Annotated in this window: 23 protein-coding genes and 2 pseudogenes; 7 read left to right on the top strand and 18 right to left on the bottom strand. The window is 41.2% G+C overall.

The window, feature by feature from the left end; genetic code table 11:
* The first annotated feature begins 73 nt into the window (after positions 1-73).
* The 3 genes from DXX93_RS05825 (at position 74) to serA (ending at position 2,818) form a co-directional block, all read left to right on the top strand.
* The gene (locus DXX93_RS05825) at positions 74-775 is read left to right on the top strand and encodes a 5-formyltetrahydrofolate cyclo-ligase (protein ID WP_258872594.1); all 702 of its coding nucleotides are present in this window, start codon (positions 74-76) and stop codon (positions 773-775) included.
* Positions 776-817: 42 nt separating this feature from the next.
* Complete coding sequence (gene rpiA, locus DXX93_RS05820) at positions 818-1,477, top strand: ribose-5-phosphate isomerase RpiA (RefSeq protein WP_116007265.1); 660 nt, start codon at positions 818-820, stop codon at positions 1,475-1,477.
* 111 nt (positions 1,478-1,588) lie between these two features.
* Positions 1,589-2,818 (top strand): phosphoglycerate dehydrogenase, encoded by a 1,230-nt coding sequence (gene serA, locus DXX93_RS05815; protein ID WP_116007264.1) that lies wholly within the window; start codon positions 1,589-1,591, stop codon positions 2,816-2,818.
* A 116-nt stretch (positions 2,819-2,934) separates the two neighbouring features.
* Here the strand turns inward: serA and DXX93_RS05810 are convergent, their stop codons facing one another.
* The 6 genes from DXX93_RS05810 to DXX93_RS05785 form a co-directional block, all read right to left on the bottom strand.
* Positions 2,935-3,423, bottom strand: a complete 489-nt coding sequence (locus DXX93_RS05810) for a phosphatidylglycerophosphatase A family protein (RefSeq protein ID WP_116007263.1) — start codon at positions 3,421-3,423, stop codon at positions 2,935-2,937.
* On the bottom strand, positions 3,420-4,391 hold the full coding sequence (thiL, locus tag DXX93_RS05805; RefSeq protein WP_116007262.1) for a thiamine-phosphate kinase: 972 nt from the start codon (positions 4,389-4,391) through the stop codon (positions 3,420-3,422). The genes DXX93_RS05810 and thiL overlap by 4 nt, the downstream gene beginning before the upstream one ends.
* Positions 4,392-4,407: 16 nt before the next feature.
* On the bottom strand, positions 4,408-4,824 hold the full coding sequence (nusB, locus tag DXX93_RS05800) for a transcription antitermination factor NusB (RefSeq protein ID WP_116007261.1): 417 nt from the start codon (positions 4,822-4,824) through the stop codon (positions 4,408-4,410).
* A 65-nt stretch (positions 4,825-4,889) separates the two neighbouring features.
* Positions 4,890-5,354, bottom strand: coding sequence for a 6,7-dimethyl-8-ribityllumazine synthase (ribH, locus tag DXX93_RS05795; protein ID WP_116007260.1), 465 nt, complete (start codon positions 5,352-5,354; stop codon positions 4,890-4,892).
* Positions 5,355-5,505: 151 nt separating this feature from the next.
* Entirely contained in the window at positions 5,506-6,600 is a 1,095-nt protein-coding gene (locus tag DXX93_RS05790) for a glycosyltransferase family 4 protein (protein ID WP_116007259.1), read from the bottom strand.
* 17 nt (positions 6,601-6,617) lie between these two features.
* Complete coding sequence (locus tag DXX93_RS05785) at positions 6,618-7,487, bottom strand: glycosyltransferase (protein ID WP_116007258.1); 870 nt, start codon at positions 7,485-7,487, stop codon at positions 6,618-6,620.
* A gap of 115 nt (positions 7,488-7,602) precedes the next feature.
* Between DXX93_RS05785 and DXX93_RS05780 the strand changes: the two genes are divergently transcribed.
* Complete coding sequence (locus DXX93_RS05780; protein ID WP_116007257.1) at positions 7,603-7,914, top strand: DUF6170 family protein; 312 nt, start codon at positions 7,603-7,605, stop codon at positions 7,912-7,914.
* 1 nt (position 7,915) lies between these two features.
* On the opposite strand, the gene DXX93_RS05775 is transcribed toward DXX93_RS05780, so the two are convergent.
* The 5 genes from DXX93_RS05775 to DXX93_RS05755 form a co-directional block, all read right to left on the bottom strand.
* Entirely contained in the window at positions 7,916-8,842 is a 927-nt protein-coding gene (locus DXX93_RS05775) for a hypothetical protein (protein WP_116007256.1), read from the bottom strand.
* Between the two features lie 413 nt (positions 8,843-9,255).
* Complete coding sequence (locus DXX93_RS05770) at positions 9,256-10,383, bottom strand: hypothetical protein (protein WP_116007255.1); 1,128 nt, start codon at positions 10,381-10,383, stop codon at positions 9,256-9,258.
* Positions 10,346-11,377, bottom strand: a complete 1,032-nt coding sequence (locus tag DXX93_RS05765; protein ID WP_181902155.1) for an LVIVD repeat-containing protein — start codon at positions 11,375-11,377, stop codon at positions 10,346-10,348. Before DXX93_RS05765 ends, DXX93_RS05770 begins: the two co-directional genes overlap by 38 nt.
* Before the next feature lie 4 nt (positions 11,378-11,381).
* Entirely contained in the window at positions 11,382-12,083 is a 702-nt protein-coding gene (locus DXX93_RS05760; RefSeq protein ID WP_116007253.1) for a GDSL-type esterase/lipase family protein, read from the bottom strand.
* Positions 12,084-12,577: 494 nt separating this feature from the next.
* Complete coding sequence (locus tag DXX93_RS05755) at positions 12,578-14,104, bottom strand: hypothetical protein (protein ID WP_147302645.1); 1,527 nt, start codon at positions 14,102-14,104, stop codon at positions 12,578-12,580.
* 145 nt (positions 14,105-14,249) lie between these two features.
* Here DXX93_RS05755 and DXX93_RS05750 point away from each other — a divergent pair, with 145 nt between their 5' ends.
* From DXX93_RS05750 to DXX93_RS21170, 3 genes and pseudogenes are all read left to right on the top strand, one after another.
* Positions 14,250-15,263: a glycosyltransferase family 2 protein gene (locus DXX93_RS05750; RefSeq protein ID WP_181902154.1), complete on the top strand. Its 1,014-nt coding sequence runs from the start codon at positions 14,250-14,252 to the stop codon at positions 15,261-15,263.
* A pseudogene (locus tag DXX93_RS21175) lies at positions 15,260-15,526 on the top strand (hypothetical protein); the annotation flags it as partial. The gene DXX93_RS05750 and the pseudogene DXX93_RS21175, both read left to right, overlap by 4 nt.
* Positions 15,527-15,616: 90 nt before the next feature.
* A pseudogene (locus tag DXX93_RS21170) lies at positions 15,617-15,775 on the top strand (DapH/DapD/GlmU-related protein); the annotation flags it as partial.
* Positions 15,776-15,813: 38 nt separating this feature from the next.
* On the opposite strand, the gene DXX93_RS05740 reads toward DXX93_RS21170, so the two are convergent.
* The 7 genes from DXX93_RS05740 to DXX93_RS05710 form a co-directional block, all read right to left on the bottom strand.
* Positions 15,814-17,367, bottom strand: a complete 1,554-nt coding sequence (locus tag DXX93_RS05740; protein WP_147302644.1) for a right-handed parallel beta-helix repeat-containing protein — start codon at positions 17,365-17,367, stop codon at positions 15,814-15,816.
* Between the two features lie 109 nt (positions 17,368-17,476).
* On the bottom strand, positions 17,477-18,655 hold the full coding sequence (locus DXX93_RS05735; protein ID WP_181902153.1) for a CDP-glycerol glycerophosphotransferase family protein: 1,179 nt from the start codon (positions 18,653-18,655) through the stop codon (positions 17,477-17,479).
* A 20-nt stretch (positions 18,656-18,675) separates the two neighbouring features.
* A complete protein-coding gene (locus tag DXX93_RS05730; protein WP_116007247.1) occupies positions 18,676-19,482 on the bottom strand; it encodes a hypothetical protein in 807 nt (268 codons plus the stop codon).
* Positions 19,482-20,720 carry a lipopolysaccharide biosynthesis protein gene (locus DXX93_RS05725; protein ID WP_147302643.1) on the bottom strand — a complete coding sequence of 413 codons (1,239 nt, stop codon included), beginning with the start codon at positions 20,718-20,720 and terminating at the stop codon, positions 19,482-19,484. Before DXX93_RS05725 ends, DXX93_RS05730 begins: the two co-directional genes overlap by 1 nt.
* Entirely contained in the window at positions 20,710-21,993 is a 1,284-nt protein-coding gene (locus tag DXX93_RS05720; RefSeq protein WP_181902152.1) for an O-antigen ligase family protein, read from the bottom strand. The genes DXX93_RS05725 and DXX93_RS05720 overlap by 11 nt, the downstream gene beginning before the upstream one ends.
* A gap of 36 nt (positions 21,994-22,029) precedes the next feature.
* Positions 22,030-22,968 (bottom strand): GNVR domain-containing protein, encoded by a 939-nt coding sequence (locus tag DXX93_RS05715; RefSeq protein ID WP_116007244.1) that lies wholly within the window; start codon positions 22,966-22,968, stop codon positions 22,030-22,032.
* 115 nt (positions 22,969-23,083) lie between these two features.
* A complete protein-coding gene (locus tag DXX93_RS05710; RefSeq protein ID WP_116007243.1) occupies positions 23,084-24,148 on the bottom strand; it encodes a glycosyltransferase family 4 protein in 1,065 nt (354 codons plus the stop codon).
* Between the last annotated feature and the right edge of the window lie 2 nt (positions 24,149-24,150).

Below are 24,150 nucleotides of genomic sequence, written 5' to 3'. Positions count from 1 at the left end.
ATATGTTTACACTAACTTTCCTTTACTGGCTAACAAGGCTTTAATAGCTTACTGAAAGGACTGACTAACCACAGTGTTGAACTCATTAACTAAACTAGCTGCCGATCAAGTCCTGAACTCGACAGCAGCTAAACAGATAGCGCATCAAAAGGTACAAATCCGGAAAAACGTGCGGGCGAAACGCAACTCACTCGATGATGTTTTCCAACGCTCCGCGGCAATAAGTTTGTCTGACAAGCTATCAACGCTGCCGAGCGTTATGCGTGCTAAAACCGTTGCACTTTATCTCGCCAATGACAGCGAACTTAGCCCCTCACCTTTTATAAAATGGTGTTGGCAACACGGAAAACAGGTTGTACTGCCCGTTTTACATCCCTTTTCTAAGGGACATTTATTGTTCCTTTGCTATACACCAGAGAGTAAAATGCGCATTAACTGTTTTGGCATTCCTGAGCCTGCCCTTGATGTAACGACCGTGATGCCACTGCCAGCAATCGACATCATTTTCACGCCGCTTGTCGCATTTGATGATCAAGGCCACCGCCTTGGCATGGGCGGTGGTTTTTACGACCGAACACTGGTTTCATATGTTAATAGTGGCAATTCCAGCAACGCAAAGGCGCGTCAAAGTGTTACCCGCTCAGAAGTTATCGGCTTGGCACATGACTGTCAGCAAGTCGATCTTATTCCTATCGAGCCATGGGATATCCCCTTATCAACTATCATCACGCCGACTCAAATAATTCAAGCGAAGGATTTAAGTTCTACGCTATAATCGACCCGCATTAACCTTAATCTAGACACTTAGGCGAAACAAATGACGCAAGACGAATTAAAAAAAGCCGTTGGCCAAGCTGCCGTTAAATTTATTAAACCCGATACCATTGTTGGCGTAGGCACTGGCTCTACGGTTAATCACTTTATTGATGCTTTAGCCGAAATTAAAGACCAGATCCGAGGCGCAGTTTCAAGCTCAGAGCAATCGACTGAAAAACTAAAAGCCTATGGTATCGAGGTGTTCGACCTTAACGAAGTTAACGAGCTCGATGTATATATTGACGGTGCAGATGAAATTAATGAGCACATGCACATGATCAAAGGTGGCGGTGCCGCGCTTACCCGTGAAAAAATCGTCGCTGCGGTCGCCAAAGAGTTTATTTGTATTGCCGATGAAAGCAAACAAGTCGGTGTACTAGGTGACTTTCCACTCCCCGTTGAAGTTATTCCAATGGCGCGTAGCTATGTCGCAAGAGAGCTGGTAAAACTAGGCGGTGATCCGGTTTACCGCCAAGGCGTGATTACCGACAACGGCAACGTTATTCTCGATGTCTATAATCTGAAAATACTTGACCCTAAAGCGACAGAAATTGCCATTAATGCAATTGTCGGTGTCGTGACTAATGGCTTATTTGCCTGTCGTGCTGCCAATCGTTTATTACTGGGTACGAAAGATGGCGTAACTGAGCATAAAAGCTGAGCGTAATTTGGGCTAGATTAGACTAATTTAGTGCTTTAGAGTTAGAGCACTATATGCTAGTTTAGGTATCTAGCCATCTAAAACAAACTTTTACAACGAAGTACGGACATCATGAATAAAACATCTCTAGCGAAAGAAAAAATTAAAATTCTCCTATTAGAAGGGGTTCACCCCAGTGCCCTAGAAGAGCTTAAAGCTAAAGGCTATAGCAATATTGAGTACTTAAAAACCTCGTTAGCAGAGCATGAACTCATTGAGAAAATCAAAGATGTCCACTTCATCGGTATCCGCTCGCGCACACAGTTAACAGAAAAAGTGCTGAGTAACGCCAACAAACTCGTTGCTATCGGCTGTTTCTGTATTGGCACTAACCAAGTCGACCTAACGGCAGCGCAAGTGCTTGGTGTTCCAGTTTTCAATGCGCCATTTTCTAACACTCGCTCAGTGGCAGAACTCGTACTTGGTGAAATTTTACTGCTACTGCGCGGTATTCCTGAGAAAAATGCCAAAGCACATCGCGGCGAATGGTTCAAATCAGCCGCAGGCTCAGTTGAAGCTCGCGGTAAAACATTGGGTATTATCGGCTATGGTCATATCGGTACTCAATTGGGTATCTTGGCTGAAACCATAGGTATGCGCGTGCGCTTTTACGATATTGAAACGAAATTACCTTTAGGTAACGCCAGCCAAGCCCCTTCACTCACGGCGCTATTAAAAGAGTCTGATGTGATCAGCTTACACGTACCAGAAACACCACAAACACAAAATATGATCGGCGCAGCTGAGTTAGAAGTGATCAAGCAAGGCAGTATTTTAATTAACGCGTCACGTGGTACTGTCGTTGATATTGACGCCCTCGCCCAAGCACTAGAAAGCAAGAAAATTGGTGGCGCGGCGATTGACGTGTTCCCTGTCGAGCCCAAGAGTAATGACGAAGAGTTCATATCGCCATTGCGTGCCTTCGATAATGTGATATTAACACCACACATTGGCGGTAGTACCCAAGAAGCACAAGAAAACATCGGTTTAGAAGTTGCTAGCAAGCTTGCTAAGTACTCTGATAACGGCTCTACACTATCAGCGGTAAACTTCCCGGAAGTGTCGCTACCAGAGCACACAGGCACTTCTCGCTTACTTCATATTCACCATAACCAACCGGGCGTGTTAACGGCCATCAACAACGCGTTCGCCGGCCTTGGTATTAACATTGCTGCGCAATACCTACAAACTGACGATAAGATAGGTTACGTGGTCATTGAAGTTGAGAGCAAAAGCAGTGAAGCGGCACTCGCTGAGCTCAAGCAAATTAACGGTACCATTCGCACGCGTATTTTGCATTAGCGCAAAGTAAGGCATAGTCAAAAGCCGAGCGTATCGCTCGGCTTTTTTGTTGGCATTTGAATTGGGCTAATTGGACTAAGCTAACGAGGGCTAACGAGGTTGGCTGAGAATATAAGCTAGAATGGCGTAAATGCGAGTATTACGTGTAAACAAGCACATGCCATTATGCCTGCCAATACATCATCAAGCATAATGCCTAACCCGCCATGTAGGCGTTTGTCGGCGATAGAGATTGGCCACGGTTTAACAATATCGAATAGTCGAAACAATGCAAAACCTAGGATTACATTAGTAACACTCACTGGCACAAATGCCATGGTAATCAAATAACCCGCTATTTCGTCCCAAACAATGGCGGGGTGATCATGAACCCCAACCTTCTTAGCGGCAATACCACAAATAGCGATGCCAACAACAGAAACCAGCAAGGTTAACGCAAGGTAGCTTGTCGTTGACAGCATCATCACCATGATGAGATAGAGCGGTATCGCCGCCAAAGTGCCAAAAGTGCCAGGAGCTTTTGGTGCAAGGCCAGAGCCGAACCCCAGTGCCAAGAACTGAACAGGGTCGCTCAGCGTAAATGCTGCGGTAGACTTATTTGTCATTCGGATGCTTCACTAAAGTGTTCAAATCCCTTGGCATTGATTGGCACGGGATGACTGTCTAGCGTAGTCGTAATTTTCATCGACTTATTGAGTTGCCCAATACAGGTGTATTTTACGCCAGCATTACTCAGAGCCGTTTCCATTCCCACTTTGTTGTCTTGAGAAACGGTAAACAGTAGCTCGTAGTCATCACCACCAGCTAACGCAAACTCTCTCGCCTGCTCTGCTCCTACATTTGCACTTAATGCGTTTGATATCGGTAAATCGTCCAGCACGACATTAGCACCAAGCTGTGATGCTTGGCAGATATGTCCCAAGTCACCGAGCAAACCATCTGATAGATCAATGGCAGCTGACGCATATTCCTTGAGTATTTGACCGGCAAGCACTCTTGGTTTTGGGTAGTGAAGTTTTTCAAGCAAGGCTTCTTGGTCTTCCCGAGCAACGTCTGCGTTGCCCTTTAAAAACTGTAATGCAAGTGCAGCATCACCAAGCTCACCAGTCACATAAAGCCAGTCGCCATTAACAGCGCCGCCTCGTGATAAGGCTTTATTAGCGGGGAGTAATCCCTGAGCGGTAACCGTAATACTTAGCGGCCCAGCCGTAGTGTCACCACCGATCAGCTGAACATTGTAGTATTCCGACAGCTCAAATACGCCTGTACAGAACGCTCTTACCCAGTGCTCATCAATACTCGGCATAGAGATCGCAAGTGATATCCAGCTTGGCTCGGCGCCCATCGCCGCTAAATCAGAAAGGCTAACCGCCAGTGATTTATGCCCTATTGCACGTGGGTCTGCGTCTTCAAAAAAATGCACGCCAGCGACGAGGGTATCTGTTGTCACCGCAATATGATGCTGCTCGCCAGCCGATACTAACGCACAATCATCGCCAATACCCAAATGAACATCTTTTCGCCGAACAGGTTGCTCGGCGAAAAAACGTTTGATCAGATCAAACTCTTTCATGAAAGTCGTATGGAGGTTATTCGTTCGGGCGAAATTGCTTAACTAACTTATCAAGCACACCGTTGACAAACTTGTGGCTGTCGTCGGCAGCAAACGCTTTCGCTAACTCAATAGCTTCGTTAATAATCACGCGATAAGGGACGTCTTGGCAGTCACTCAACTCATAAATCGCTGTGCGTAAAATGGCTTTTTCTACGTGATCAATTTCATCAAGCGGGCGATCAACTAGTGGTGCGATTGAGTTATCTAACTGCGTAATACGGGCAGTTACGCCACGGAACAACTGCTGGAAGTACTCAATATCAAAACGACGCTTAGCGTTTTCCGTTAGGAAATGTGCTTCCACAACGGCAATATCATTACTGCTTAGCTGCCATGAGTAAACGGCTTGCACCGCTAATTCACGGGCTTTTCTTCGAGGAGAAGGTTTCACTGTATTATCCTATTCAAATTCTCTGATAAAACGTTAGCTATGTTGCAATTACAAGCAAACAGAAGCTAAAGCTTGGCTAATACATTAACCATTTCAAGGGCACCAAGCGCAGCTTCTGCACCTTTGTTACCCATTTTAGTACCAGCACGTTCAATTGCTTGCTCGATTGAATCGGTCGTGATCACGCCGAAAGAAACCGGTACTGAAGCAGCCAAAGCGACTTGTGCTAAGCCTTTGTTACATTCGCCAGCAACAAAATCAAAATGAGGTGTGCCACCACGAATGACCGCACCCAAGGCGATAATTGCGTCGAATTCTTGCTTTTCAGCAACTTTTTGCGCCGTTAACGGTAGCTCGTAAGCACCAGGCACTTTAACAACAGTAATGTCTTCATCATTAACACTACCGTGCCTTTTTAACGCATCGACTGCACCTTCTAATAACGCATTAACAACGAAGTCGTTAAAACGAGAAACCACGATAGCAAACTTTTTGCCTTTCGCTTCAAAATTACCTTCAATTACGTTCATTGAAATTTACCTTGGATAAAAAATTGTCGCGATTCTAACAAAAAATCGCGATTTTAGGTACTGGTTTTATGAGAAAAGCCAGCCGCTAAACATCTTAAATATTGGTTATTTGTATTGGTTCAGCTTCTATTTCACAAAAGCGCTGTCACTTTCACTGTACACACTGAAGTAGGTTTTCAACATGCTTGCGCCAGCTGAACCGCTTTAAGCGCAATTCTCCCGACTTGACTAAGTCATCACGAACCTTGTCGTTAGCCAGCACCTCAACAATCGTATCAGCGATATTCTCCACCGATTCCGGGTCAAAATGTTTGACGGCATCGCCGCCAACCTCTCTCAAAGGTGGAATATCAGAGCATACGACAGGGATCTTGTACGACATAGCTTCTAATAGTGGCAAACCGAATCCTTCGAAAAATGAAGGAAAGGCATACAAACTCGCGTTTGAATATAACCACTCCAATTGCTCATTGCTGACAAACCCTAAAAAATGCACATTCGCCTTTGACGCCATAGATGCATGATACTCTTTCACCGCTTGGCTTCCAGACCAATCTTGCCCCGGCAGCACTAAATCATAGGTTTCTTGAATATGGGGCGGTAGCTGCTGATAGGCTTTTAGTAGATTCAAATGGTTCTTGCCGGGATGTTCAAGCCTAGCGACATAAAGTATAAATTTTTTCTCAATCTTATTTATTGAACCTGAGCTTTGTAAATTAGTATTCGGGGCTGAAAAGCCATTGTGATTGACGTGTATTTGCTCTGCGGGAATGTTATAGAAGCGCATTATATCCGCTTTAGTACTTTCCGATATTGCAACAATGTTGTTCATTTTGCGCAGAAAAAAAGGGATTATTTTTTTAATATAAGCGGTTCGGTAAGTGTCGTATTTGTTGGCAATATGAAACTGTGACAAGTCGTGAAAAGTGACCACAAGATTATTGTAGTTTCGGCAAAAAAGACGCTGATTCCCTGCTGGCAATAGCACCAAATCATACTGATTAAAGTCACGCTGAAATGGTAAGACAAAAAGGTGCCATAAACTATTAACAATAGGACGTTCCAGAACTTTGTTAACGCGAATAATATTTATATTGGGGTGCAGAACAGGAAACTTTTCTCCTTCCAACAGTAATAAGTCAACAGAATGATCTCGGCAAAGTTCTCGAACGACATTGTTAATATAAACAGAAACTCCTGACTTACCGCCACCGTATGCCATAGCGCTGACAAATACTTTTTTCATATCATTGCTCCGCCTAGCTACTTCAATAGTATCACACGTAGGCGGGCCAGAAATGAGAGGTTAGAGGAAAGAAAGTAGCGAAATTTTTCTCGTACTAACCCGCCTTTAAGGCTTCTTAGTAACCGAACCAAGCCAAACTTTTCTTGTTTAACCGTTATTAACTTAAACTCCTGATTTGAAATATTTATTCCGTCCATCTTCCCGGCATGTTTAGCCATAAATTGACGATGCCCCATCAACCAGTTAGTTGGCTCCGTAATACGTTCAACCTCGTCACCACGATGCACAACATAGGATGCACCAGCCACTCGCTTGGCATCACCAAATCGTTCAATCAGCCTTGTCCACATATCGTAATCCTGACAAGCAACAAGTGCTTCATCAAAGCCTCCTATCGCCCGAAATCGTTCGGTTAGGGTCAATACTTGATTAGAGCAATAGTTATAACTTAGCTGATCGGGCAATCGAATAATTTTCTCTTTATTATCAACTTTTCGATATCGTTTGCCGTAGTGCCATTTAAAACCCGTACAGACCAGTGAATACTGCTCATCAAATTGATTGACCAATTCCTGTATCCGGCATGGCAGAAATTCATCGTCATCATCTAATCCAGTAATATAGTGGCCTTTGGCATGGCGAATCGCTATATTTCGAGCCACGCAAGCGCCCTTCGCTATTGCTTGATGAAACACCTTAATATTAAATTTAGACTGACTTGCCAACTCATCTAAATAGTCTTTGGTGCCATCTTGCGAGCCGTCGTTGACGACGATCAACTCAATATTGGGGTAGGTTTGAAGGAAAATAGAATCTATTGCTCTTTTTAATAATCGACACCGATTATGTGTCGGAATATAAACCGTTACTAAAGGAAGGTCGGACATTAATGAAAAACTGATGTTAATTAAAAACTACCTAATCAAAGGCGCGTATTCTTTTATCAAAGTAAAATTGATAAAATCGAATCATAACATGTAATCAAGATTAACAGACAGTCAAATGCTATTTTCAACAAATCAACTCACGGAGCTTGAGCAATTTTCTTTAACGGAAAAGCATGCCATTATGCACATAGCTCATCAACACCTGAGCGTGCCAGAAAAGCTGGTATTAAATTTAATTAAACTCTTATTACTTATCCCGCCATTTATATATTTAGCGAGACAAGACTGGTGGGCGCTTGCTTTAGCGGCGCTAATTTCAACGGCAGGTTATGTGCTAGTGATGAGACCTGTATCTATCCACTTTAGCAAACGTCATTTAAAAACAGCAATAGCGAAATTTACAGCAAACACTGTAAATAACGGATGACTTAATCGTCAAAGTTAACGCGAATATCGTGGAAAGTTGCGTTGTTGGTTGGTAATGATGTATCACCTCGATATGACTCAATGGTTGCAACATCAATATTTGGCACTAATTGCTCAATATAGGCTTGAGCGTTCCAAGGAAACAAGGTAAACACATTCACACCAAGCCCAAACGACTTAGCAAAACGGGCAAGTTCAAAAAGGCTATCGATGTCGTTGCCAGCGTCAAACTCTACCATATGAAAACCGCATTGATGCGTATGCTCGACACTCTTAAAAGAAGAGGCTAATGAGCTTTTTCGCATTAATTTACTAATGCGCACATACGGCCTAAGTTGTTCAAATTCAACCTCAGTTAATACATCCCTGACAATGGATAAATATTCAAAACCAGAAAAGCTGCGCAGAATTAGCAAACGATTATCATTGATATAGTCAAAAGTCCCATCTCGACGTCTGTGCTCCATCATCTCACGTAATAGCAACCTGATACTCTGCGCAGTATATGACTCATCTTTCAATTCAATAAACAGCATTTGCTCTGCATCTTTAAGTATTGAACTCGCTATTACTTGGGAAAAAGAAACATAAATATTATTTGTACCGTGGTTTATCCATGTCCCCGCTAATTCAGGCGCAGAAAAGGTCACATCTAACTCGATCAAGTTAACGCCATCAAGAATAGCCATGTTAATAAGTGCCAATGTATCGTCAGGTGCTCTGCTGAAATAGTCATAACAGTTGTGACAAGCCAACCCTAAGCGACCTTCATTGTTGGTATTTTGAAGCAGGCTTGCTGACTGCGCAGGAAAAAAAGCAGTGTTTTTAGTTACCGCTGGGGTTATGTCAATGCAGCTATCTAGCGCGTCACTACCGCCACAAGCCCCTAAGATTAAGGTAGCACTACACAGCACTATTACTCTGAGCATAATAATTAACCCTTACTATAATTTTTGCCTTTGACTAATTGGCTCGATAATTGACATTGGCACTATCAAAGCAATTGGAATGAGCTTTCATTTGCGGTTCAAAGTCCGGCCAACTTTGTCTTTTCACTCGTCCAGTACACTTGGGCACGCGCTAACGTTCTAGAAAAAGCATATACTGTAAATGCTCAAAGTCGAATATAGATGCCGTCCACAACTGAGCCTGCCCTTACAAAATCGAGTGTCTTTTTGATTATTTCTCCTTCCAAATTGCCTTGGCATTTTGAACATTCTAGTTGTTGCACATTAAACGCGTTAACACAAATTTAACTATCAAACAGTTTTGTGCCACTAACCTCATAACTGCATCCCTGCTTCAACAGATTAGCCTTACCCCTACTTTGTAATCGAGCCTGCTACTCGACAATAACTTGATCATGAAACACGTTATAAAAAGAGAGGTTTCCGCCGACAATCGAGATTTCAGCATGCCCTGCATCAGCGGGCATAGTCCAAGTAACTGTTGCGTTTTTATTAGCGACATCTAGCGCCAACTGACATTCTCCGGCACTTACAAAGCATTTAAATTCCACCGGTAACTCATCATCCCAGAATAAGTGGTAGACTAATGCCTCTGCCGTGTTGGCATGGGTATACTGGTCGGTTGAGCTTATAATCGTGTCCGTATTAAAAGCCATCAGCCCTGACGCCATAGCGACTAGAGCAGTATTATCTGCTACATCAATAACATATGGCGATTCAGGCATTTTATAAAGCGCAAGCGATTTTATCGTATCAGCATACGGATCTATGACTTTGAGACCAAACCGGCTACCCAGATATATTTTTTCATTAGACATCTCCATGATTGATTGATCATGTATTCGATAGGACTGGTCATTGGTATCATCGCGTGGCGATTCTACATCTATCCAAGACAACTCGCTTTTAGGGTTGCTTTTAATAAGGAATGACCAGCCTATAAGGTCACGATCATCATAAACGTTCCAAAACACTGAGTCGTCAATTTCACTCACTTCCACCGCATTGTATGCTTCAGAGCCATACGTTTTATACTCCAGAAATTCAGCAGGCGCTTGAGGCTCCGTCAAGTCAAAAAACTTAAAGCCATCTTGAATAGTACTAAACAAGATATCACCCGAGAACTTGATATCTTGCAGTCTCTCAAATTCAACACTAGAGATTGAAGATATACTATCTGCGCGATTAACATCTGAGATATCAACGATATCAATACCATCCATGCTTGATAAATACATAGTGTCTTCAAATACGTCTATCGACCAATAAGAATTTCCAGCGCCATAATTCAGCAATAAAGCTGGGCGTGATTGTTCAGTGAGACTAAAAATAGACATGCCTTTGGGGGTATTATCTTCATCGGCATTCAAACCAAAGAGGCGATTGCCCGATAAATGGAGCTCTGAAATCAAGCTATCTTGTGGCTGAGAAGCCAATATTTTCATATCACTAGGAGTACCAATATCAAGTGTTACAAGTTCTTTTTTCTGATGTAGCCACATAAGCGATATCTTTATCTATAACAATGTCTTGTATTGTACCAATATCAGTCAACTCCCCTAACCTTGGTGCGCTTGCCTTAATACTAGAGGGGTGTGAAAAGGCGCCGCCGTTGGACGTTAATACACCGCGTTTATTTGATAACAGCGTTCCTGCTTTTCCTACTGATTCATACCTATGTATAAACTTAGGGGCACTAATATCAGCAATATCATAGGCTCTTACATAAGATGGGTAGTAAACATCGTGTATCGAATCGGACGGCCTGGCTTCTGATGTCGTTAAATAAAGCCAGCCGTCTGATATGGAAACCGAAGAGTAGAATCCTGTCGCTTCGACTTGGCTTAATAGCTTGGGAACTTCAGGTGCAGCAATATCGTATATCAATACCTCACTAGAATTGTACCCGCCAGCATTCGTAACAAATAAGTAGTTTTTATAAACTTGCAGCGTTGTTATTTCGAATTGCATATTTTCATCTGGAAACGATGCAACATAATCGACTACATCAGGAGCCGCCTTATCTGATATGTCAATCACCAAGAGCTTAGTATAACTGGCTAAATAAAGCGTATCTTGATAAATGGCACTTGCTGGCCACCACCTTGACTCGTCAAACGCATCATCTGCCATTGATGCTAAGTTTGCCGAGAACAGCGTCTTAGGATCGTCAATATTACTAATGTCCACTATGGTTAAGGCTTCACTGTGCAAGTACAAGTAATCGCCATCAATATACGTAGTGGTAGGATAGTCAGAAGATGTCAAATTCACTGAAAACTGTCCCAATGCTTGTGGGGCAGACTTATCAGCAATATCAAATGCATACCAATGAAGCTCGGTTGCACTCTGATCGGCTTTCACACGAACATACAACCTATCACCAACTATTTGAAGATCACTACCTCGCTGTGCTTGCAAATACTCGATGTTCTCTACTTGTGAATAATCGAAACTCCCTAATAACTTGGGGGCGTCAAAATCAGCAATCGGCAAAAGATTAATTGAGATACTCCATCAACGCATCAGCCCAAATTTGATAACCTTTGGTTGTTAAGTGCACTTTATCGTACATAATATCGGCAGGCACATTTTCATCCGCGACAGTAAAGTAGTGATTAATATCGACGTATAGCGCCATATCATCGGCTAATAGTTCTTGTACTTTTTGACTGGCAAGGTTTGTCGTCTGGCGAGCGATACTAGCGGGATCTTCTCTTGGAAAGATGCGATGAACGATAATTTGGCTATTTGGTAGACGCAGACGAATTTCTTTAACTAAATTGATGATCCCTGTAGCGATATCGTCGGCAGAATCTGAAGACGCATTGTTAGTACCAATCATCACAACAACATACTCGGGCGACATTCCTTCCAGTTCGCCGTTTTGAATACGCCACAAGGCATTTTGAATTTTATCACTATCAAAGCCCAAATTAATCGGGTTGTACGATGAAAAGTATTGCTGCCAAATAACCGAACCATAGCGCTCATCTTGCCAAAGCTGAGTAATAGAATCGCCAATAAAAGCTAACTTCACATTCGACTTATCTTGATTAACTATGGCTCTGTGACGAGCTTGCCACCAATCCAGATTTTTCGCTGTTGGCGTTATTGTATCTGCTTGTTGTTCACTGGAGTTACATCCCGGCAATGACAATGCAAAAAAGATTACAAAAATAGCTCGAAGGATAATGCCCATAAATTGCTCGCTTTTTATTATTGATATTAAAAAGTTTTTATAAATGCGTCTATGGATTTAGCACTTTTGATAAACGAAAATCTAACACTTTGGTTTAATCAAAAGCCCATCGTTTGTAACTTTCTTTTCAATCAACCTTATCGCAAAAGCCTATTGGGGCATTAGTTATTTGAGTCTTTGACTGATATGCGATAAGCCACTCTAGGTTGGTGAGAGTATAAAGCAGTAAGTAACTACACTAACAACTCAATAATTTTCCCACTAAGCTATATGGAAGTGACATCAAGCGCCCCCTGTTTTAAGTTTGGGTAAACTAAGAACATTAAGGCTCTACAGCTTGCCTTTCCTGGTTTGCACTTTACTTGATTTGCACTATCGCCCTATCAGACTTATCGCAAAATAGAATAGATTCAATTTATTTTCACGAAACTGAGCCCAAGAAACTGGGCTCAAGAAACTAGGGGATGCTAAACAACCAAAGGAATGAAATTAAACTAGCTTGACTCTTTAGCACTTTTCTTTTTCCTATTAAGCGCGACGCCATAATTGGCTCTTGAAGGGATCAAGTGAAACATCAAACGATAAATGATCTGTATAAATGGAATAAAAATTACAGGTGTTTTGGGGCTGTAACCTGACTCAACGGGTTGCTTTCTAAATTTTTCTGGTATTTTTTTCCAAATAGAACGCATTGTTTTGTACTGTACCGACTCAGTAAAGTCCTGATGAATAAATGTGTTAAACAACTTCTTTGACGCAAATGGTGATACAACCGTAAAGAACTGGGCACATAGTACATTGCTACCAAACGCAGTATACCTTGCACCTCGCCCATAGATAAACTCGTAGTAAGTTACCTTTTGATACTCATCTAGCTTTAAATCACTCGTATTTTTTCGAAAATCGTTTAGTAGTAATTCGAGCTCTTCATCATTCAGTTGTTTATATCGTTTGGCTAGTATCTGCTCTCCTGACCAATTAAGGTATTTGTATACCAATGGAAATATTTTAAATAGCTCTCCCTCTGCACCTTTGAAATTGACGTAGGTTCCTCTTTGAAACAGATCGCCTAAATAACCATCGAAAAAGGCCGTAGCCCTGTTGAACTTAGTCTTAATATATTCATAGTTTGTTAGTAATCTGGCAATCGGGTTAATAACCCCAAACGCCATTTCCGATAATAGTTCCGACTCTAGCTTACTTTCATCCGGCTTCTGATAATCATATGAGTAGTACTCATCAAAACAGTCAGCAAATTTTGAGGCGATGCTAACCTCTGGTGAGTTATCTGGCCCGTACGTAAAGCCATAATAGTAGCGACTACTTGCCAGCAAATACCTAGAATCTAAACCACTACTGATAGGTAATAGCCTTTTATCTACCTGCCAGTGACTTGCTAACTCGTCGATATGCTCGTGTTGCCTTTCAAACTCCAACCTTTCTGGGGGATTTAATGAAAAATACTTTTGCTTATCCTTTGAGTTGAATATTTGGCAACCAGGCGACAAACGTTCAATACCATCAAATAAGGTAAAGTCCCCAAATAAATGGTCTTTTTTCTGTAAAACGGATGCTAATATGGGGGTTATTACATGCTGCCCATCTACAATTAATGCAGATACAAAAGGTGAAACCCTTAACTTGTTTGCAGTAGCATCGAAGTAATGACTTGATAAACCAAAAGGATCAACAAGCAAACTCGGTGTACGTTCGTTCCACCAATATATAACGAATGAACCAGCTTCAACGTCATTTAAGACATCTTTTCCACCTTGTAACAATTTCTCTGCAAGTGAGGGTAAGTCATTCAACTTGTTTTCAAATATAAACCAACCTGCAACAATAAATATATTGCCATTCACTTCCAAAATTGGTGATGAATTTGACCATTCTTCCGAGCTATATACGAGATAGCCATCACCTACTTGGGCTGGCAGTTTTATTGTCTCGCTATAGTCTTTTGACAATGGCGACATAGAATCCATTTTTTCAAAGTTACAATTTAAATATAAGCCCCGCATTCTTTCCTCATACAACATCATTGAATAGCGCGATGAATGACGCTCATGTTACCTTTGCCGCCGATTAATGGCTATATAATTTGTATATTGCTGGTATCGACTATGTTAGAATTTTTTATTTAAGAATTACTGAATCAATCTCTTTGTGACCTCCTTTATTTCCATTATTGTCCCCATATACAACGTAGAAGAATATCTAGATGACTGTCTATCAAGCATAGCTAATCAAACTGATCTTAATTTTGAAGCCTTGTTAATAAACGATGGCTCAACCGACAAAAGTGGACTCATCGCAGAGAAGTATTGCCAAAAATATCCCGAACTTTTCAGCTATCATTACAAAACGAATGGCGGCCTTTCAGATGCCAGAAATTTTGGTATTCAAAAAGCACAAGGTGAATACCTTATGTTTCTCGACTCTGATGACTATTTGGCTTCAAATACATTGCAAAAGGTCAATCAGGTTATCAAGGATTCAACGATTGATGTCCTCTGTTTCGGCATGGTTGAAGTTGATGAGCTAGGCCATAAGCTTAGAGACATACCACCTTGCTCTGATGGAAAGCAAGGCACTATACAAAAATCAGAAAACAGCTACTTGTATAGCAAAATGTTACCAAATGCTTGTAATAAGCTCATTAAATCAAGCTTGTTTTCAGACCATAACATCGCCTTTCCTAAGGGGCTTTGGTATGAAGACTTGGCAACAATCCCGAAAATAGTATATGAGGCAAACCAAGTAGAAGTTATCAATTCAGGGTTATACTTCTACAGAAACAGGGACGGAGCCATTACGAAAACATTTTCTCTAAAGGTGATGGATATATACGAAGTGCTCGAGGACTTAGATAATTACTTCAAGCATTCTCGGAATATTGGCAAAAAAGAAGTGTGGACTGAAATTAGTTCTTGGTATATCAACTTAACCAATATCACATTAGCAAGGTTAGTTAGAAATAATGATCCGCAAAAGCCAGCTGCATTAGCAAAGATATCTCGTATTATTAAGCAGAGATTTTCAAATCCACTCGAAATACTGTTCAGCACAACTTCCAAGCCCCATTACAAACTATTCGCCTTGTTGGTGCGGTTAGGTTTGATACAGCTCGTATCGAGAGCCTTCACTTATCTTGTCAACAAAGGAAAAATCAAAATATGAAGACACTATATCTGGTTTTGTACTATGCCATTGCCAAAAACCTTCCAACAGATGAAGCTCGCTTCATAGGAATGCTTTGTAGAAAATTACGAGCGCTTTGCTGCAAGAAAATATTCAAGGCTTCTGGTCAAACAATTAACGTAAACAAGGGGGCAACCTTTGGCACGGGTGTTGGAATATCAATCGGTAACAACTCTTCGATCGGCAAAGATTGTCAATTAGCCAATGATGTATCCATTGGTGATGACGTGATGATGGCTCCTGAGGTTTTGATTTTTTCCGTCAGTCATGAAACCCAAAGCGTTGAAACCCCAATGCGCCTTCAGGGAAATAAGGCACCTAATCCAGTTAAAATTGGAAATGATGTTTGGATTGGACAACGGGCTATTATATTACCGGGGGTACAAATTGGTGACGGAGCCATTATTGCTTCAGGTGCAGTGGTCACTAAAAACGTCGAAAACCACTGTGTTGTAGGCGGTAACCCAGCCAAGACAATAAAATATAGATAATCGTTTTATTGCCTCTAGCTGGTGTAGTCAGCTCAAATTTATTGATAGGTGATATCAATAAATTTGTTTTCTGTGCCATTATCTATATAGCCAGGGTAAAGGCCATCAAAAGATATATTTTTGAAAAAATTATTCGTAGACTTTTTATCATAAATAGTAAAACCACCAAAGCTTCGATCTGTACCGTCGTAACTTTTAAATACGCTATTTTGAAATACTGAATTACTAACCTCTCGTAAGGTCACAAAATTCCAGTTTTGAGATCTTGCTTTAGCCATTATCCAGTTGTTATCAAAGTAAAATCCCGATTGGCGTCTTAGTGAGATAAGAGGTTTTTGCTGAGCACCATCATTGTTAACAAAGGTATTGCTGACAATGGAGTTACCGAAACTTGGCGACTCAGAGAAAAAAGCAATGCCCCATTCAAGCGCATCGTAGAAGGTATTTCTTACAATTGAAATATCTGAATAACTACCACCATATTTATAAGTTACAAACACGCCACTACTAATACCGTTCATCAGGTTTTTTGATATTTTTACGTTTTTAATCGTGTCCCAACTTTCCAATGCGACACCTGTGTAGGTATTTTGAAAGCAATTTTCACTTATCTCTGAGTTAGTTAGATAGTGGGCTTTCACCGCAATTCCCGTATCTGCATCACCAACTCCAGAATCAATGCTGGTATCAGCACAATCACCCAATACATTGAAATAATTTTTTTTAACAATCACACCGTCACCATTCATTCTCACGGCGTTCATGCGATAGTTAATGATTCGATTTCCTTGAATTAACATATTATAAAATGTCGGTGAATTGCCAATATATATGCCAGCGCCACCTTTGAGGCCATAGCGCTTGGTTGGCTTTTCGTAATTGAGCAAATCAATGTAATTATTTAATATATATACGTTGCGATTTACCCCGCCAAAAAAAAGGCCTGTTTTCTTTATTTCATATATTTCATTAAAGGTGATTGTAGCGCCGGTTATGCCTGAAAATACTGCGGCATTTCCTCTAGGACGTTCATCGTCTGGGTCGCTCGGTGTTTCGTCAATCCTCATTGCCAGCCCAGCTCTTTTAAATACATTATTGGAAATATTCAAGTTTTTGGTATTCCATACAATCAATAATGTATCTGCTGCATTTTCAAAATGCATGTTTTGTACTGTAATATTGAGCGCCTCAGGGGAATCCTTCTTAGCGCCAAGTAGCACCAACGCAGAATCTTGCTGAACATCCCCGATATCATTGTGGATACCTGATATCTGGAGGTTATTTATGGCTAAGTCACTAATGTTTGTAAGGTATAACCTATCGGTTAATATAACGGGCTTGCTTGCTTGATTAGCAATCCCCTGCAACTTGATACCACTCAAGTTCATTTGACTGGTATCAACGGAATCGAGTCTGTAAGTGTTATTTGCTTCAAACAGCAGCGGTCGACCTGTGCCAGCTATATCTTGAAGAGCCCTGACAAACTCTACCGAGCAGTCTTGCTCGCCATTATTATATTGGCAGTACTCGCTAAAGCTTTCACTGTGAGCAGCAAAAGCAGACATAAATAAAATGAAAATAACTCTTTTCATAAAAGCGTCCTTGATTTTTAACTGAAACGATTTGTGTTTTGATGTTGGCCAATTTTGCAAACCAATGGCTTTGATTCTACGTGCAAAAGTAGCCTGAATAAACTTGTATTTACCCTAATAAGATACCGTTAATGGTTTTCATTAGCTCCCTGGAAGAGTTGCCCTTGGAGTCCAAATAAAACTTGCGCTTTATATCGCTGAGATCTTTGCCTTGTTCCAATAATTCAGCAAGTTCGGTTATTAATTGAGGCCAGTCATTAGCGAGAGGGTACGGATATAACTCGCTTGGCGAGAAATACAAAGGCCGATCATTCTTTTCATAACTTTCCAAACCAAAAGGAGCAAGTAACACAGGTACATTTATCGCCAAGCAGTCATAATATAGGCTAGAAAAATCAGTTACGACTAACTCATAATCTTTTAAGCTTTCATAAAGGTCGCGATTATCCCCAACGATAATTTTGGGAAAGTTTTTAAGCTCAACTAACTTTTCTTGTGGCAGCGCATTGGCTGGATGCAAGCGAATGGTCAGTGTTTTGTCATGCTCAGATAACCAGCTATTCACTTTTACTGGGTCAAAACCAAATTCGCTGAGTAAGTCATTTTCACTGTTATATTCACCACGGTACGTTGGTGCATATAGTATCTTGCCACTACTGAGTGATGTCGGCGCTTTAATCAAGTGATCAAGCTTAGGATAACCACCAATAATAACGTGCTCTTTGTCTATGCCCATTGCTGATTGCAAAATAGTTGAGACAGCCTCAGAGCTGGCTAAGAAATAGGTTTCTTTATTAGCAAAGCGCTTCATTCTTAAAAAAATAGATTTTGGCAAGAGTGCTTTTAGTGTAGTGCGCGAACTCACCCCAAGCTTTTCTTTTGAAATATTACTGTCTAATGCATCCAAGCCAATCTTCTTTATTGGTGTGCCGTGCCATAGATTAAACACGACTGTAGAGCGGTTAAGTACTAGCCCCCACAAGTCACTCTCTTGAGAAGTATTGCAAAACACAGCCTGAGCGCGCAGGTGAAGCCAAAGTGACTTAAAAGAACCTTGCTCAACGGCTTTCAATCCAGTTTGGTTGTTTATTTGCTCTAATACACCTTGATTCTTTGTTATCCAGATGCTTTCAATTTCTGGATGCTCTCTCGATACGTGCTCAAAAAAATATCTGGAGTTATCACCGTACTTATTACCGAACCAAGAGCCATAAAGAAAGAGGCCACGCTTGACTGGGATAAATAAGGTAATAAACGCAATAAAAAACTTAGTTAGCTGATTCAACACAACAACACCTTTATAACCAATTACAAACCAAGCTTTGCTAACTTCGTTTTTATCTGCGAATAGGTTTCATCAAAACCTTTATTGCTTAAATGGATATTATCAATTGTATTTTGCTTGACGGTTTGCTCGTCCCAAGCAGAATAATCGATAAAATTAGCCAAGTTATCACGACAAACTGCTGAGTAGTCGAGAATCATATCCATATTTTGGGGCCTATCTCGCCAATAGTTCCCATGCCAACTGGTGAGCACAGGACTACAGCCAACCATAATAAGCGGCTCAATCGCTTGTAATTTAGGAATAACCTGCTCTTGCAAAAACGCTTGTGAGTAAAAGTTTTTCACCGGTTTTCCATAGTACAGCTCGGCAAAATGGGCTGCATGATAAGTTTTAAAATCAAATTCACGCTCAGGAAATAGCGTATTAATTTTATGACCTTTTACAGCCATCATATCATTTAACATAGAAACAGGGCGTGGCGAATAGTCCACTACACCAACATGTGCGATAACTGCATCATATTTTTTTCCCGCTGCGACTCTAGACTGATACTCATATAAAAAATCGATAACGGTAGTGCTAAATTCAGGGCAAATAACATGCTCTACATGGTACTCTTTACATAATTTTCCAACATAGGAAGCGTAAGCACTCTTTCTATTCCAAGGCTTGACCACTTCGTACCCACGAGAGTCTGTAAACACCAGTAATCTTGGCTTACCAGAGTTTTTCTTCCGGTAGTAATTATCTCTCAATTGATGAACAACCTCGCCCATACGTCTGACAATGGCAGTATACAAGCGAGTAACTAAACTTACTTTGGGCATTAACTATTCTCCAACTCTTTTTTGAGCAAACGCCAAGCAAAACAAAATATGATAACAGCGGATATTAAATAAGTGACAATTGAAGACACGATCACTCCCTTGACGCTGTATGTCTGAACCAAGAAATAAGCTAAACCAACGTGTAACAAAGAGGTTAATGAAGTGATCATCGACAGGGCTTTCACGTGCTTGAAGAAATAAAGGAAATTACTTAGTAAAGTGACGGTTGCTTGGCATAGCGCAATTAGACACATGTAAGGCAGTAAATCAGCCGCTTGTCGGTATTTTTCATTAATAAACCAGTCAAAAATAAAGTTTCCTGCCACCACTACCGCAATACTAATTAACAGGTATATGGCGATAATCTTAATGCATAAAGCAAAACTTTCTTTATAGTGCTTAACCGCTAGCATTTGCATTAACTTAGGGGTAAATGCTTGGTTTGCCGCATTCGCAAATACAATAATAATTAAGCTAATTTGCGCGGCGACGGAGTACAAGCCAACTTGGTAGACCGAGACAAATTTAGCGATTAAGAATCTATCCATACCCGTTCGCGCCCACCAGCTTAATGCATGCGGCAATATACCAAGCCCAAAGCTCAGCGCAGGTTTTGAAAAGTGTGACTGCAATACATTTAAACTGCTGTGTTGGTATCTGATCAGTAACAAAGACAGCAATGCCGTGCTAATAGCGCCAATGAAGAACCCCCAATATCTTGACTCTTCTGCAAAATCTAAATTTAGCAGCAACACAGTTACAATCGCAGTTACCGTTGCAGAGGTTAAATTTAACGCCCCAACCCACAACGCTTTTCCTTGGCATTGGTATTCGGCAATGACCAGTAAAACAATACTTTGCATTAGGGCAATAAGCACAGCACTAAATAACCAATGGTCACTTTGGCTACCTGGGTTAATATCAATGGCAATAAAAATACCGGTAAGTAATAAAGCGGCCGGGAAGGTAATAATGAGGTTTTTAAAGAGACTTGCGAGCAAATTACTCGCACGCTCTGGCTTAAAGTACTCTACTCGATAAAATGAATTGGCACCAAAAACCACAAAGATGATTGCAATTTCGACGATCACATTAAATATTGCAATGTTGCCAAATTGCTCTGGTTTTAAGTAAATCGTATACACAGGCAGCAGCAGAAAGGGAATTCCCTTAGCCAGCATATCAGTAAACATATATATCGCTAGGTTTAGCTTTTCCTTGCTAAGTTTATGCAACACGTTGGCGAGCCCTAATTAAGTCCATGTAAGCCAAGCCGTTAATTAACGCGAATAATGGTGCAAGCATACCAGAGGTAAATATGTGACCAGCAATGAAAGATATGCCAATAAGCACAATATTAATGATCAACGCGGCTGGTCCCCACATACTGTCAACCTGTCGAGTTGCTAAATAGGATATTCGCAAAAAGAGTACAGATATCACCATGAAAAAAGTCAAACCGATAAGCCCGTGCCACAGAAACATATCAATGGGGTCTATCTCCATTGCATTTTTCGTCAGCTTGCCTAAACCCGTTTTACTAATTCCGAAAATAACGTCGGATATAATGGCATAGTGTTCAAATACCCTCATCATGTTAATAATGAATTCATCTCTGCCAGATAGAATGATGCCAATAACCCCTTTCTTCTCATAAAACCAAATAAACCGGTCTAGTAAACCTGTGGACTCAAATATAGGAATTAACACAATTGCTAATGTTCCCCCGACAAGGGCAATAGGGGCAATTAACTTTAATTTGAGCGGGGTAAGATTCAATATGCGGTGCCTTTCGTTAAGTAAGGGAATAGCAAAGACCAATAGCGCGGCGGCCATCATTGCGGCTTTAGTCGCGATAAGTAACCCAGATAAAAGTGTAATCAAGCTAAAAAACAGATAAAGCAATTTACCTTTTTTCTGCCACAAGAGGTGTAATATTACGCCATATAACACAACGAAAACGCCACTTACCTCATTACCCGCATAAAAAAAGCCTTTGATACCAATCGCATCCTCTTCGCCTTGCTTGGCGTTACCATAGCTCGAAAAGCCAAAGCCGAGTACACCTAAAACTATATTACCGATGAGCACTAAAAAAGCGAAAACCAGCGCGTATTTACCATACTTATCTATCTGTTCAGGGTATTTTTCGGCGCAGTAGCAGATATAGATAAACGCCAGCATAGTGGTAAGAATTCGCAGCGCGGAAGTAAAGTCATCGAAAAAGCCAGCTACGCTTAAAGTTTCGATAAATGTAAACAACGGCCCCGCTAAAAACAGCAGAAAGGTGATTAAAGACCAAGCTAGCGCTTTGCGTGAGATACTGCCTAATTGGTACAGCATCATACCAATAAGCAAAATTTTAAACATCGCCGAAAGCTTGGTATCGACTCCCAATCCCGATAGAAAAAAGCCATTAATTGCATCAACTAACAATGACAGGCCAAACATTAAGAATGTTAGCTGGAATAGCGCAAAACTCGCCTTTGGATAGGCGCTACGATATGGCAACGAATTGCTGGTTGCGACCATTGATTAGTTCTACAACTAATTGGAAGCAAGGTAAGCTTTGCGGCCGGAACGAAACAGCACAATAATAATACCGATAATGCCGCCTATAAAGCCTGCTACAACCACAATAATCGAGCGTTTGGGCTTAGACTTTAATTCTGGAACAACCGCAGGGTCTACGATTTTAAAGACGTAATCTTTGCGCACCTCGGCAAGCATTCGAGACTTTATTTGCTCTTCCATCAGACTAGAAAACGTGCTTCTCAAGCCCTGAACATTAGAGTCTTGCGATAACTTTTCTAAGTATGTAATACTCTCTGTCGCTTCTTGCTTATCTCTCAAACGAATACTTTCGTTAAGTTTCTCAACGAGCCCATCCACCCATTTTGCAGCGAGATATGGCGAGTAAAAGTCAACACTAATGGTAACAAATTTAGATTTTGGATCTTGCTCAACAGAAATTAGCTTTTTCAGCTCTTCATATGTTTCCTGAGTACTTGGTATGACTTTGCGAGGCGCTTTCGGTTTTCTCACCCAAGTTGAAGTCGCTTCATCATATTTTTCAGGATCGATAATTAGCTTGTTACTTGCCTCATCCCAACCCTCGGCTGCCATAATTGGCAAAACAAGATCATTTTCTTCAATAAACTCACCAAGAAACACTTGTGTTTCAATCAGCTCTAACGCCAGCTTAGTATTGTCTGTTTTACCTTCAGGTAAACTCACTCCTGCAACCGCAGCCAATCCGCCAAGGCTTCCCGCTAGCCCACCTAAGCCACCACTGTCATCACCAGCAGGCATCAACAGCGTTTTGGCGGTATAAATATTGGGTTGTCCTAACGACCAAACAAGTGCAAGAATAGCGAAAGAAAAGCCGGATACAGTGAGTATCAGCCAATTGCGAAGAAATAAGGCGAACAGGCCATATAATGTTAAATCGTCTGTTACTGTTGTGTTATTCTGGTTTGTTGTCACAGCTTAATCCTGAGTGTTAACGCCCATCAAAAGCGCAAAATTATATATAAACCACGTTATTGTGTCGATCAATTAGCGTATTGCCAGCAAAGAAAGTTTCTATCCAAGGCGGTATTTAGTTTTTATCGGTAAATTCATCCATTATGTTGGCAACAACAGCTTTCGGCGTATAAAAGTTGATAACTTTGCGCGGGCCATTGCCATGATAATGTTCAAAATTACCAATCACTTTAGTGATGCAACGCGCAACGTCACTGCTCGTTGCTTCGGTGCAGCACTCGCCGACATCTGGGGTTACGACATCGCCGATAGGCCCCCAGTTATAAGCAACGACGGGTAAGTTGAATGCCATGGCTTCAATAAAAACCATACCGAATGAATCATAGCGAGAAGGTAAACAAAGCAAATCTGCTGAATTGAGCATGTCTTCCTTTTGTTGACCTGATATCCAGCCTTTAAAAGTCACCCTGTCTTCAAGGCCTAGTTCATGGGCAAGTAACTGATAGTTTTCAGCTTGTTCACCTTCCCCAGCGATCACCAATCTAACGCGTTCAGGAAGTTGAGACATGGCCTTAATCACCAAATCAACCCCCTTCCCCTCAACCAATCGAGCCATTGAAATGATAGTGATCAGATCGTTTTTACCCTTAATGTTCTCTTCGTTCTGAACAAAAGATGCTGCTTGCTGGCAATAAACAGGGTCGTTAGGGTTTGCTGACACAATAGTAGGCTTATTAATACCACATTGTTTGATAAAGGACGCCCACCAAGGCGTTAGCACGACAAGTTTAGAATATGGCAATAAACTCACCTTAGTCGCTAAACTATTGAGCTTTCCTTTTGACAGGTAATCGTGAAATGCTGGCGAATGCACATGAAACAAAGTTGTTGAGCCGAATAATCGGGGAATAACAGCAAGTGTAGACTTCCTCAAGGTCGACAGCCACTGTGCGCCGTGAAACCAGAATACCGCATCTCTTCGATAACGAATAGACAGTAATGCAACACGCCAAAATGCTACCCACCATAACAACAAAATGTTCTTTTCGCTGTTATGCGACTCAATAAATTCATAGGGGACTTGATTCTCTTCAAGCCCTTTGATATAGCCAACCAAAGCAGACGATATCCCCCCCTTGCCAACACCGGGGGCAGTTCCAACAACGACAACTTTTTTCATGA

Source organism: Thalassotalea euphylliae (assembly GCF_003390335.1).
In the GTDB taxonomy this organism is placed as follows: domain Bacteria; phylum Pseudomonadota; class Gammaproteobacteria; order Enterobacterales; family Alteromonadaceae; genus Thalassotalea_F; species Thalassotalea_F euphylliae_B.
The sequence above is the reverse complement of the archived record's forward strand: the minus strand, read 5'-3'. Positions and strand labels throughout refer to the sequence as shown.

Excerpts from the sequence above, each read along its gene's own strand:
- DXX93_RS05780 (WP_116007257.1), top strand. The coding sequence starts at position 7,603 with ATGCTATTTTCAACAAATCAACTCACGGAGCTTGAGCAATTTTCTTTA.
- DXX93_RS05770 (WP_116007255.1), bottom strand. The coding sequence starts at position 10,383 with ATGTGGCTACATCAGAAAAAAGAACTTGTAACACTTGATATTGGTACT.
- DXX93_RS05790 (WP_116007259.1), bottom strand. The coding sequence starts at position 6,600 with ATGAAAAAAGTATTTGTCAGCGCTATGGCATACGGTGGCGGTAAGTCA.
- DXX93_RS05755 (WP_147302645.1), bottom strand. The coding sequence starts at position 14,104 with ATGCGGGGCTTATATTTAAATTGTAACTTTGAAAAAATGGATTCTATG.
- DXX93_RS05730 (WP_116007247.1), bottom strand. The coding sequence starts at position 19,482 with ATGCCCAAAGTAAGTTTAGTTACTCGCTTGTATACTGCCATTGTCAGA.
- DXX93_RS05785 (WP_116007258.1), bottom strand. The coding sequence starts at position 7,487 with ATGTCCGACCTTCCTTTAGTAACGGTTTATATTCCGACACATAATCGG.
- DXX93_RS05740 (WP_147302644.1), bottom strand. The coding sequence starts at position 17,367 with ATGAAAAGAGTTATTTTCATTTTATTTATGTCTGCTTTTGCTGCTCAC.
- thiL (WP_116007262.1), bottom strand. The coding sequence starts at position 4,391 with ATGAAAGAGTTTGATCTGATCAAACGTTTTTTCGCCGAGCAACCTGTT.
- ribH (WP_116007260.1), bottom strand. The coding sequence starts at position 5,354 with ATGAACGTAATTGAAGGTAATTTTGAAGCGAAAGGCAAAAAGTTTGCT.
- DXX93_RS05775 (WP_116007256.1), bottom strand. The coding sequence starts at position 8,842 with ATGCTCAGAGTAATAGTGCTGTGTAGTGCTACCTTAATCTTAGGGGCT.
- DXX93_RS05760 (WP_116007253.1), bottom strand. The coding sequence starts at position 12,083 with ATGGGCATTATCCTTCGAGCTATTTTTGTAATCTTTTTTGCATTGTCA.
- serA (WP_116007264.1), top strand. The coding sequence starts at position 1,589 with ATGAATAAAACATCTCTAGCGAAAGAAAAAATTAAAATTCTCCTATTA.
- DXX93_RS05710 (WP_116007243.1), bottom strand. The coding sequence starts at position 24,148 with ATGAAAAAAGTTGTCGTTGTTGGAACTGCCCCCGGTGTTGGCAAGGGG.
- rpiA (WP_116007265.1), top strand. The coding sequence starts at position 818 with ATGACGCAAGACGAATTAAAAAAAGCCGTTGGCCAAGCTGCCGTTAAA.
- DXX93_RS05810 (WP_116007263.1), bottom strand. The coding sequence starts at position 3,423 with ATGACAAATAAGTCTACCGCAGCATTTACGCTGAGCGACCCTGTTCAG.